This is a genomic window from Marinobacter sp., from assembly GCF_041595835.1.
GTDB lineage: Bacteria > Pseudomonadota > Gammaproteobacteria > Pseudomonadales > Oleiphilaceae > Marinobacter.
The window spans coordinates 1-10,656 of record NZ_JBFHJO010000063.1 but is presented as its reverse complement, the minus strand read 5'-3'; the positions used below and the strand labels follow the sequence as shown (position 1 = coordinate 10,656).

The following is a 10,656-nucleotide window of genomic DNA, read 5'->3' as shown; positions in this document are numbered from 1 at the left end:
TAATCCGCCCTTCTCCTTCCATACCGGTATTTCTCAGTCGCCGTGCCATGGTTCCGTCCATCGCAATAATCGGCATAGACGCCATCAGGTCAGAAGCGTAGGGGCTGTTCCAGGCGTGCTGGAGAATCTGGGCGCCCTGCCTTGCAGAGATGCGACCGTGGCGGGTAAGCCCGGCGCCGTTGTCAATCACCATGCCTGAGGTGTTAACACCTTTATCTTCGAGCCACTCATAAATTGCTCTTATGCCGGAAACGCGGTCGTCTTGCTCTCCGTCCTTGCGCAGTCTGGCACCGATGGTCAGCAGCATCTGCCGAGCCATTACGTTACTGCTCCATTTGTTGATGTCGCGCACCATAGTGACCAGATCTGGTGAGGTTGTGCGCATGACGAGGCGTGCATTTTCGGGCGTCGTCTCAAATCGGTTGATGCCGCTGACGGTAATACCCAGTTCCGAAAATACGGAACGAATGGTCGATGCGGAATAGTGATCGTGAGGCAGCAATGACATATAGCTTGTTGCCCGACACCCCTGAGGCAATTCGCCGGTTACTTTGACGGTAACTTTCTGATCACTATGGAAAATGGGTTGCCACTTGAATTGTCGTCGGGATGGGCAGGGGCCTTCCGCAACGGCTGTTACCCGGTTATCAATAGTGACTTCACTCAGGTTTGGTGTTGTCCAGGCTTGAGTGCCTCGCTCGTCGGCTCTAACCTGAAAATGCAGTAAATTGAGGTTGGTCAGGTAACCTGAAGGCTCCACCAGAAAAGGTGCATAGGGGTTGTTGCCGTTGTCTTTAAAGGCTGGAAGTCCTCCGTCTATTTTGAAATGACTGCCATCCAGAACAAGGTCGCCTTCAATTCGGTTGATGCCCATGTCGTGAAGTTCGCGCAGGGTACTCCAGAGCCGTTCAAGAGTCAGTTTCGGATCGCCGCCGAAACGGACATACAGGTTGCCTTTCAGTGTATCTCCGATCATTTGGCCGTCGGTCAGAAAATCTGTGTTCCAGTGATGCGTTGGGCCTAGTAATTCAAGGGCTGCGTAGGTGGTAACCAGCTTCATGATAGAGCCCGGGCTCATCAGTTTGTCAGCGTTTACATACTGCTCAATACCTGGGCCGTTGAGGGGGAGGGCCACCAAGCTTAGCGCGTCATCCTTATTCAGGGATTTTGTTGCGTAATCGCGAATCTCGGATGCCCACACCCGAGCATTAGAAAATGCATTCGCTGAGGCGTCGTTGTCTTGTGCAACCGCCTGCGTTGCAAATGAACTGAGTATGGTGACAGCTACAACCAGTTGTTTTGGCGGGAAAAGTATCTTTGGCAGACGAATCATAGTCTGTGAATCCTGCAGCAGCGTGTCGTGCACCCGTGATTGGTATATCTTTTACCATAGCCCATTCATTGCATTTCTACTATGCAAAAAGGTTACACATGACGTTAAAAGGTGGCGTTATGTATCCTGTTTCTTTAGAGTTTTCTTGGATGAGTAACAGGGGCTTTTAGAATCAGGGAGTTATCCCTATGTTGCCTGATGGCCTCGACGGCCAATAGACAGGGCTGCAAGTGTGGGACATTATCGCCAACATTCATTTTTAAGGGAACTCATCATGCTCCGAGCTCTGAAGCACCAGGTTAATGTGCTGGAATCCGTAGCAACGTCTTCTTTCTCTGCCTGGCGTGGTTGTCTGGTGGTTAAGCCAGTGCCTCAGCCGGAAAAGCCTCTCATTTTATATGATATTGAAGCCTGCCCATACTGCCGCAAGGTTCGTGAAGCGCTGACGGCATTACATCTGGATGCAGAAATACGGCCATGCCCGAAAGGTGGTCGGATTTATCGAGGTGAGGCGGAATCTTTAGGTGGGAAGAAGCAATTTCCTATGTTGATCGACCAGAATGCCGGTCAAGTACTCTATGAATCTGATGAGATTGTGGAGTATTTGTTCACGCGGTACGCCAACATTTCCGTGCCGGGTTATTACCAGAGTAAGTCCTGGCAAGTTGCGCTGGGTGCGGCTGGTTCTGCCAGCAGTGAACTGAGAGGCATGCGTGCTGAGCCGGCCAAACGTCCGGAGCAGGGGCTTCATTTATGGAGCTTTGAGGGCAGTCCGTTCTCCCGTTTAGTTCGTGAAAAACTGTGTGAATTCGAGCTTCCGTACACCTTACACAATCTGGGTAAAGAGCACTGGACGGAATTCGGGCCTGCATTCCAGAGGATCAGGCCCGGCCCTTATAAGCCGCAACCGGGCGGCAAGAGGGATACTTTTTTTCAAGAACATGGGCGAGTTCAGGTGCCGTACCTGGAAGACCCCAATACCGGGGTAAAGTTGTTTGAATCTAAACGTATTCTGGATTACCTGGAGAAAGAATACGCCATGTAGACTTGTCGGCCAGGCCGGCTCTGGGGTAGTAATTCCTTTCCGAGCCGGTATGATTTGCGCCGGTCATTTCATCCGTTTTGGGAGAGTGTGATGTACACAGGTCGGTGCTTATGTGGTGATATAAGGTTTGAATATGAAGGTGGTCTGGGACCGGTTTCATTGTGCCACTGCAGTCAGTGCCGCCGGGCTCATGGCAGTGCTTTCTCCGCCAGTGCGCCGGTTCAGAAGGTGCGTTTCCGTTATATTTCTGGTGAAGATAAAGTGACTGAATATGAGTCCCGCCCGGGTAAATATCGTGCCTTCTGCAGTCGTTGCGGCAGCCAACTGTATAGCCGGTTGGATGCCATTCCAGGAATCCTCCGCCTCAGAGTGGGTGTGATAAACGAACCGATCATGACTAAACCCGCTCGCCATATCTACGTGGGCTCCAAAGCAGAGTGGTTTGACATTACGGACGACCTTCCACAGTTCGAAAAAACCGAGCGAACGAACGACCCGTTCTAAGTCCATCTGCCTGTCAGGTACTTTCTTTTTCTACCGGATTCTTTTGTGCATTCCGCTGTAGCCAACGGTCAAGTTGATTTGCAAACTCTTTGCGATCAGCTTGGCCAAAAGGTGCAGGGCCTCCGGTGACCTGGCCTGCGCTACGCATCTCTTCCATAAAATTCCGCATAGCTAAACGCTGACGGATGTTTTCCTTAGTAAATGCTTGCCCTCTGGGGTTGAATACGTCGGCACCTTTTTCGATGGCTTCGGCTGCCAGTGGTATATCCTGAGTAATCACCAGGTCCCCTTTACTCATCTGATCCATGATTTCGTTGTCGGCAACGTCAAATCCCTGAGGTACCTGGCGGCGCCGGATGTAGGGGCTTGGCGGCAAAGTGATAACGTGATTGGCAATGAAGGTGGTTTGAATCTGCCAGCGGGTAGCTGCACGGCAGATGATTTCCCTGACGGGGACAGGGCAGGCGTCGGCATCGACCCAGATCGGCATTTCGGCTTTCCTTCGATAATGAGCTACCGGACCAGTTTAACCGTTCCTCTTGTGAGCTTGTTAGTGTTGGACTAAAGGTATTTATCTGAACCTGATCGGGGGATCGTTATCAGTCCCGGGTGGGGAAGAAAATTTAGTGTGGTGTTATAATCCAATACCCATTCAATTAACAGGAAATGATAATGTCTCAACTGCCACCGTGCCCTAAGTGTAATTCTGAATTCACCTACGAAGACGGCGTTCAGCTGGTTTGCCCCGAGTGTGGGCATGAGTGGACTGAAGCAGAGCAAGCTGAAGCCGAAGCGGGCAAAGTGATTCGTGATGCCAACGGTAATGAGCTTCAGGACGGCGATACTGTCACGGTGATCAAGGATCTCAAGGTAAAAGGCTCCAGCTCCGTTGTAAAAGTGGGCACCAAGGTGAAGAACATTCGCTTGGTTGACGGTGACCACGACATCGACTGCAAGGTTGATGGTATTGGTCCGATGAAGCTGAAGTCTGAGTTTGTTAAGAAAGCCTGATTGTCTGAAGTTTGATCTATTCCATCCTATCGTCTAAATATTAAGCAGAGTGTCTTTGAGCACTCTGTTTAATCCCGCTGCGTGCAATCCACGCTAACAATAAGACGAACACCCCAACGCTGTCGGTGCCCGCCACAAGCCGGTATCTGAACAGTCAGGCTTTTATCGCAAAGCCGGGGGCAGGAGGATGGGATGAGAGAAGTCCACGAGTTTCATGTGGATAGCACCCGCTATCTGGATGATCACGGCAAGCCACTGGATGAGCTGCCGCCTCAGGCCGGGAGTATCGAAAGAGTTCTGGCTGCCTACCGCAATATGGTGCTCACCCGCACCTTTGATTCCAAAGTCATTGCACTTCAGCGTACTGGAAAATGCGGTACCTATCCATCGGTACTGGGACATGAAGTCGTAGGCTCTGTCATTGGTCAGAGTATGGCCAAAACCGACGTATTTGTTCCTTATTACCGAGATCAGGCTACCCATATTTTTCGTGGCGTGACACTCACAGACCTGTTGCTGTATTGGGGCGGTGATGAACGGGGCAGTCGCTGGAAAGCCTGCCCGGAAGATCTGCCTATTGCCGTGCCTATTGCCACCCAGTGCTGCCATGCCGTCGGTGTGGCATCAGCCTTCCGTATTCGGGATGAAAATCGGGCCGTGGTGTGCTGTATTGGAGACGGCGGCACTTCTAAAGGGGACTTCTCGGAAAGCCTGAATCTTGCTGGTGCCTGGCATTTACCCGTGGTGTTTGTGGTGATCAATAACCAATGGGCCATCTCCACGCCCCGACGTTTGCAAAGTGGTGCTGAAACTATTGCTCAGAAAGCTGTCAGCGCGGGTTTGCCGGGACATATTGTGGACGGCAATGACTATTTCGCCTGCTCTGAAGCTCTTGATAGCGCTGTTAAGCGTGCCCATGACGGCAAAGGCGCAACGGTGATTGAAGCAAAGACTTACCGGCTGGGTGATCACACCACTGCTGATGATGCTACCCGCTACCGCACAGCAGAAGAACTTAAACGAGCCTGGGAAAAGGATGGAGTTAAGCGCCTTCAAAATTGGTTGCATACCAGCGGACACTGGACTCCTGAAAAAGAACAGGCTCTGCAGGCCGAGTGCAAGAAAACCGTAGATCAGGCGGTTATAGAGTATTTGGGTATTAAACCTGAGTTGCCTACAGCCATGCTTGATTTTCTGTTTGAAACCCTCCCCGTTGCGCTCCACAGTCAGCGTGAGCAGCTCGCCAACAAACATCCGGGAGGTGTGGCATGAGCAACGCAGACATTCGGGATGTTACCTTGGTGGAGGCTGTGAACATGGCCATGCACTGGGAGATGTCCCACGATAAAAGCGTGGTTGTGCTTGGTGAGGATATAGCGACTAACGGAGGCGTCTTCAGAGCAACGGTTGGGTTGAAAGATGCTTTCGGCTTTAAGCGTGTGATGGATACCCCGCTGGCGGAAAATCTCATTGCCGGTACAGCTATAGGCATGGCTACCCAAGGCCTGAAGCCGATAGCAGAGTTTCAGTTTATGGGATTTATTTATCCCGCCATGGAGCAGATTGTTTGCCACGCCGCCCGTATGCGCAACCGTACCCGGGGGAGGTTGCACTGCCCGTTGGTGTTCCGGGCTCCGTTTGGCGGAGGCATCCATGCACCGGAGCATCACTCTGAAAGTACCGAAGCCTTGTTTGCTCATACCCCAGGATTGCGCGTGGTCATTCCCAGCTCACCTCAACGAGCCTATGGATTACTGCTTGCCGCTATCCGGGATCCGGACCCGGTGATCTTTCTTGAGCCAAAGCGAATTTATCGAGCGGTCACCCAGCGTGTAGCCAATAACGGTGAAGCGCTTCCTCTGGATACCTGCTTCACCCTGCGGGAAGGTGATGATGTCACCTTGATTACATGGGGGGCCTGCGTGCAGGAAACCCTGCAGGCAGCAGACAAGCTGGCGGAGCAAGGCGTCGGCTGTGAAGTCATTGATGTAGCCTCAGTGAGTCTTCTTGATCGGGAAACCATACTGTGTTCTGTGACCAAAACCGGCCGGGCTGTGATTATCCATGAAGCCTGTCGTAATGGGGGGATTGGTGCCGAAATTTCTGCATCTATAGCGGAGGCAGCGTTTCTGGATTTACAGGCGCCCGTGGTGCGGGTAACAGGTTTCGACACGGTGATGCCTTATTACCGAAATGAGCAGAATTATCTGCCCCAGGTGGAAGACATCGTGCACGCCGTTGAACAGATCATCGGGCTTTAGGAGCAAAAACAATGAAAAATTTCAGACTCCCGGATTTGGGTGAAGGTCTGCCGGAAGCCGAGATTGTTGAGTGGCATATCAAGGTGGGCGATGCGGTCGAAACAGATCAGATATTGGTCAGCGTTGAAACCGCCAAAGCGATTGTAGAAGTGCCTTCTCCGGAGGCCGGCATTATTGCCAAACTATACGGCGAAGCCGGCGATATCATTCATACGGGGGAGCCCTTGCTGGCGTTTGAAGGCGAAGATGAGGATGCCGGGACAGTGGTCGGCGAATTAAAGTCTTCTGGCAAAGGGGGGAGTGATGGCTCGAATCAAGACCAGTTTATTGTCGGGGCAGCCGCTTCCAGTAAACGAGCCCGTGCTAACCGAGCAACACCGGGTGTGCGAGCGTTGGCGGAGCAGCTGGGTGTTAGCCTGGAAACGATCAGAGGCAGCGGGCCCGGAGGCCTGATCACTAACGACGATGTATACAAGCAGGCCAGCCACCAGAAGCAACTGGGTGATGCGGAGCCTTTGCGTGGAACCCGAAGGACCATGGCCAAGAACATGGCGCTTTCTCACGCTCAGGTGGTGCCTGTGTCGATCTTTGAAGATGTGGATATTGGTGACTGGCAGAAAGGCACTGATACAACAATGCGACTGGTACAGGCTATTGGTAAAGCCTGTGCGGCGGTGCCGGCACTGAATTGTTGGTTTGATGGTGATAACCTGAGCCGTCAGTTACTCAGTGAAGTGCATGTGGGGATTGCTGTTGATACGCCTGATGGCCTGTTTGTGCCAGTGCTTCGTGATATCACTCATCGCAGTCTGAAAGACCTGCGCCAAGGGCTGGAGAACCTGAGAGAATCCGTAGCTTCCCGTAAAATTCCCCCTAAAGAAATGCAGGGTGCGACCATCACATTGTCGAACTTCGGTACCATGACCGGGCAATATGCCAACCCGGTCGTAAGTCCGCCGCAAGTAGCCATCGTGGGGGCTGGGCGTATACGGGATAAAGTGATTCCTTATAACGGAGCTGCGACTATTCGTCGCATTATGCCTTTGTCTTTCACCTTCGATCATCGGGCCGCCACCGGCGGCGAAGCCTCGCGGTTTCTGGGCGCTTTGGTCGAGGCTCTGAGAAAACCAGGGTAACAAGCGGGTCGGTTGTTTCCGGCTTTCTGTTCCAAATACTTGCCAATAGGCTATCTGGAGATAACACTAAGCCGTTATAACTTTCTTTATTCATCATCTGTGCGAGACACCATGAATCGATTCAATGTTTTCACGACCGCGCTGCTGCTTTCTTGTACGACACTGGCTACACCACCGGTGTTGGCTTCAAGTCATCAAAGCCATAACCATGAACATGGGCGTGTCCAGATCGATAATCCCTGGAGTCGGCCAACACCACCGGGTACTCCCATGGGTGTAGGCTACCTGAATATTACCAATAATGGTGGTCAGGATGTGACGCTGGTCGGGGCTGAAAGCCCGAGAGCTGGCCATGTATCCATTCATGAAACTTCTATGCATGATGGCGTTATGCGGATGCAGCCTTTGCAGGATGGCCTGGCCATTCCTGCGGGGAAAACCGTAGAGCTCAAACCGCGTAGTTACCACCTGATGCTGGAGCAACTTCCGAAGCCACTGCTTGAGGGCGAGATGATTCCTGTTCGTCTGGATTTTGAAGGGGCTGAAGACATGGATATCGAACTGATGGTTCAGCCGCTGGACGGTATGCCGATGGACCATTCGAAGATGGATCATTCGGACATGGATCATTCGGACATGGATCACTGAGGGCGTTCAGGATTTATTTGATCCCGGGAGCTCTCAGCGCCAGATTATTGCGGACGGGAATCTGAGTGCCCCAGGAAATATTCGGGTGCAATTTCGTCCCGAACCAGTTGTTTCAGCTGCTTGATCTCGGGAAAACCACCCTGTTCCTTGCGGGACCAGATTCGGGTGCCGTTAATGTAGACCTCAAAAACGCCACCGGTGCCCGGTTTCAGAGTCAACTCATCAATCATGCCGTCAAAGGTGGTGAGCAGTTCCTGGGCCATCCAGGCCGAGCGTAGCAACCAGTTGCAGCCAGTGCAGTAGTGAAGGGTGATTTGCGTTGCCATACGGACATAGTTCCTGCGTGAAGAAATACGTTTAACCATGGTATCAAAGTAACGACGCAGTTTCTTAAAGCAAGGGTGGGGGTATGACGGTCTGGTGCAGGAAGAAGCTGTGAATCAACGCGCTTTAATGTAGTGAAGGAGAGCTCCCCGGCGACGGCTGCTTCAGCGGTCGCCGGGGTGGCTGGAAATTACTTCGCGCGGCGGCGAGTAATTCCCAGGCCTAGCAGGCCAAGGCCAAGAAGGGCCATGGTGCCTGGCTCAGGTACGGATACAGTTGTTACATTCAACCGCGCCATTAAGTTGATTGAAGTGTTGGTGTCTTCTGCAGTGAAGAAGGTTTCTGCATTACCCTCGAAACCAATCAAATCCAGGCTGTAAATATTGTTGCCCAACTGGAAGTCGGCACTGCTTACGGACTGGTTCAGAATCCAGACCTGATCGTCCACGTCGCCAACATTTTTGACGACATCTTCCCAATGGCCGCTCCAGCAACCGAAGAACCAGATATCACACTCGTAGTTCTGACCAACGACTACGGGGGCGTTGTTTGGAGTCTCGTTGTGAGCAAATACAAAACTACCGGTAGACGCTCCTGCATCACCAAAGCCGCTAAAGCCAAGATCAATTTTCAGATCAACACCTGAAATTGCATCTCCGGTAATCGGCTTGTTGATGTGAGTGAAGCTGCCCAGAGTGAAGGGGGTGTCGTCAACGATGGTTTGTGGCAGTGGTGAAATGCCGTCAAACACATAGCCACTTTTTTTGTGGTCTTTTTTGGCGCCCCACAGAATTTGGCTGGTACCTTCTCCAGACACATAAGAGCCGCCCACTGCGTTCTCAAAAGTGCCTTCGACTGAGGTCAGCTCGACAGGGAATGCGAAGGCAACGCTGGCTGTTAGGGCCGTTGCCGTGGTCAGTAGTGTTTTTGCTAATAGTTTCATATCCGGATCCTTTCGGGTTGATTAGATGAAACATGTATAAGCAATTGGTGTGCCAGCTTTTAACTTATTGTTTTTAAAGGCTATAAAAAATCGTGAGCCGAACACCTGTAAGATTAATTGACAGTTTTCTCGGCGTGCTTCGCCCGAGCTGCATGAAGTTTTTTGTAGCTCTCAATCATTTTCAGATGCCGGTCCAGCCCTTCCAGATTTACGCTGGTTTCTTCCAGTCCGTAGAAGCGCACTGAGCCTTCGATCGAACCCACCACAGCATCCATGACTTCGTCGCCAAACATACGGCGGAAGTTGTAGAGGTAGTCGTCCAGCACCAGCTCTTCATTTAGTGTGGCTTCCAGCGCAGCCTGCATCGCGCGGTAGAATAAACCGCGTTCTACCGTGTTGTCGTTGAACTGGATGAACATCTCAACCAGCTCCTGGGCCTCTTCCAGCTGGCCTAGTGCCAGATAGATCAGCAGTTTGAGTTCAAGAATGGTGAGCTGACCCCATATGGTGTTTTCATCAAACTCGATACCGATCAAGGTTACGATGGTCATGTAAACGTCGAGTTCAGATTCTTCCAGGCGTTCCACCAGGTCGGTCAGTTCATCTTCGTTCAATCGGTGCAGGTTCAGAATGTCTTCCCGGAAAGCCAGTGCCATATTGGTGTTATCCCACACCAGGTCTTCTACTGGATACACTTCGGAATAGCCCGGAACCAAGATGCGGCAAACCGGGGCACCCAGATGTTCGAACACGGCCATGTAGCTTTCTTTGCCCATGTCTTTCAGTATGCTGAACAGGGTTGCGGCCTCTTCTTCGTTGGTGCCAGAGAAATCCCACTCTGAAAACTCGTAATCTGGTTTCGCACTGAAGAAGCGCCAGGACACCACACCACTTGAGTCGATAAAGTGTTCAACGTAGTTGTTGGGCTCAGTTACCGCCATGGTGTTGAACGTGGGTTCAGGTAGGTCATTCAAACCCTCAAAGCTTCGGCCTTGCAGTAGTTCTGTCAGGCTTCGTTCCAGTGCAACCTCGAAGTTGGGGTGTGCACCGAATGAAGCGAATACGCCGCCGGTTTTCGGGTTCATTAAGGTAACGTTCATTACTGGGAACTGACCGCCAAGAGATGCGTCTTTTACCAGTACAGGGAACCCCTGCTCTTCCAGAGCTTTGATGCCTTCAACAATTGCCGGGTATTTGGCTAAAACTTCGTTAGGCACGTCTGGCAGGGCGATTTCGTTTTCGATGATCTCTTTCTTTACCGCCCGCTCGAAGATTTCTGACAGGCACTGTACCTGAGCTTCGTGTAGCGTATTACCAGCGCTCATTCCGTTGCTGAGATACAGGTTTTCAATAATATTCGAGGGGATGTATACGGTTTCCCCATCCGACTGGCGCACATAGGGAATGCTGCAGATGCCACGCTCCGGCGTGCCGGAATTGGTGTCAAACAG

At 51.8% G+C, this 10,656-nt stretch carries 12 protein-coding genes; 7 read left to right on the top strand and 5 right to left on the bottom strand.

The window, feature by feature from the left end:
• Positions 1-1,333: D-alanyl-D-alanine carboxypeptidase/D-alanyl-D-alanine-endopeptidase (gene dacB, locus ABYA77_RS13735; RefSeq protein ID WP_372966544.1), on the bottom strand; the 1,333-nt coding region annotated here is incomplete at its 3' end.
• Between the two features lie 274 nt (positions 1,334-1,607).
• Here dacB and ABYA77_RS13730 point away from each other — a divergent pair.
• Positions 1,608-2,378, top strand: coding sequence for a glutathione S-transferase N-terminal domain-containing protein (locus ABYA77_RS13730; protein ID WP_372966543.1), 771 nt, complete (start codon positions 1,608-1,610; stop codon positions 2,376-2,378).
• Positions 2,379-2,468: 90 nt separating this feature from the next.
• Entirely contained in the window at positions 2,469-2,882 is a 414-nt protein-coding gene (locus tag ABYA77_RS13725) for a GFA family protein (protein WP_372966542.1), read from the top strand.
• A gap of 13 nt (positions 2,883-2,895) precedes the next feature.
• Here the strand turns inward: ABYA77_RS13725 and ABYA77_RS13720 are convergent, their stop codons facing one another.
• Positions 2,896-3,372 carry a YaiI/YqxD family protein gene (locus tag ABYA77_RS13720; protein WP_372966541.1) on the bottom strand — a complete coding sequence of 159 codons (477 nt, stop codon included), beginning with the start codon at positions 3,370-3,372 and terminating at the stop codon, positions 2,896-2,898.
• A gap of 182 nt (positions 3,373-3,554) precedes the next feature.
• Here ABYA77_RS13720 and ABYA77_RS13715 point away from each other — a divergent pair, with 182 nt between their 5' ends.
• From ABYA77_RS13715 to ABYA77_RS13695, 5 genes are all read left to right on the top strand, one after another.
• Positions 3,555-3,893 (top strand): zinc ribbon domain-containing protein YjdM, encoded by a 339-nt coding sequence (locus ABYA77_RS13715; protein WP_372966540.1) that lies wholly within the window; start codon positions 3,555-3,557, stop codon positions 3,891-3,893.
• Between the two features lie 192 nt (positions 3,894-4,085).
• The gene (locus ABYA77_RS13710) at positions 4,086-5,165 is read left to right on the top strand and encodes a thiamine pyrophosphate-dependent dehydrogenase E1 component subunit alpha (protein WP_372966539.1); all 1,080 of its coding nucleotides are present in this window, start codon (positions 4,086-4,088) and stop codon (positions 5,163-5,165) included.
• On the top strand, positions 5,162-6,154 hold the full coding sequence (locus ABYA77_RS13705; protein ID WP_372966538.1) for an alpha-ketoacid dehydrogenase subunit beta: 993 nt from the start codon (positions 5,162-5,164) through the stop codon (positions 6,152-6,154). The genes ABYA77_RS13710 and ABYA77_RS13705 overlap by 4 nt, the downstream gene beginning before the upstream one ends.
• Before the next feature lie 11 nt (positions 6,155-6,165).
• Entirely contained in the window at positions 6,166-7,290 is a 1,125-nt protein-coding gene (locus ABYA77_RS13700) for a dihydrolipoamide acetyltransferase family protein (protein ID WP_372966537.1), read from the top strand.
• Positions 7,291-7,401: 111 nt separating this feature from the next.
• Entirely contained in the window at positions 7,402-7,938 is a 537-nt protein-coding gene (locus ABYA77_RS13695) for a copper chaperone PCu(A)C (RefSeq protein ID WP_372966536.1), read from the top strand.
• Positions 7,939-7,982: 44 nt separating this feature from the next.
• On the opposite strand, the gene ABYA77_RS13690 is transcribed toward ABYA77_RS13695, so the two are convergent.
• From ABYA77_RS13690 to ABYA77_RS13680, 3 genes are all read right to left on the bottom strand, one after another.
• The gene (locus tag ABYA77_RS13690) at positions 7,983-8,264 is read right to left on the bottom strand and encodes a SelT/SelW/SelH family protein (RefSeq protein WP_372966535.1); all 282 of its coding nucleotides are present in this window, start codon (positions 8,262-8,264) and stop codon (positions 7,983-7,985) included.
• Between the two features lie 188 nt (positions 8,265-8,452).
• Positions 8,453-9,205, bottom strand: coding sequence for a THxN family PEP-CTERM protein (locus ABYA77_RS13685; RefSeq protein ID WP_372966534.1), 753 nt, complete (start codon positions 9,203-9,205; stop codon positions 8,453-8,455).
• A 113-nt stretch (positions 9,206-9,318) separates the two neighbouring features.
• Positions 9,319-10,656: YcaO-like family protein (locus ABYA77_RS13680; protein WP_372966533.1), on the bottom strand; the 1,338-nt coding region annotated here is incomplete at its 5' end.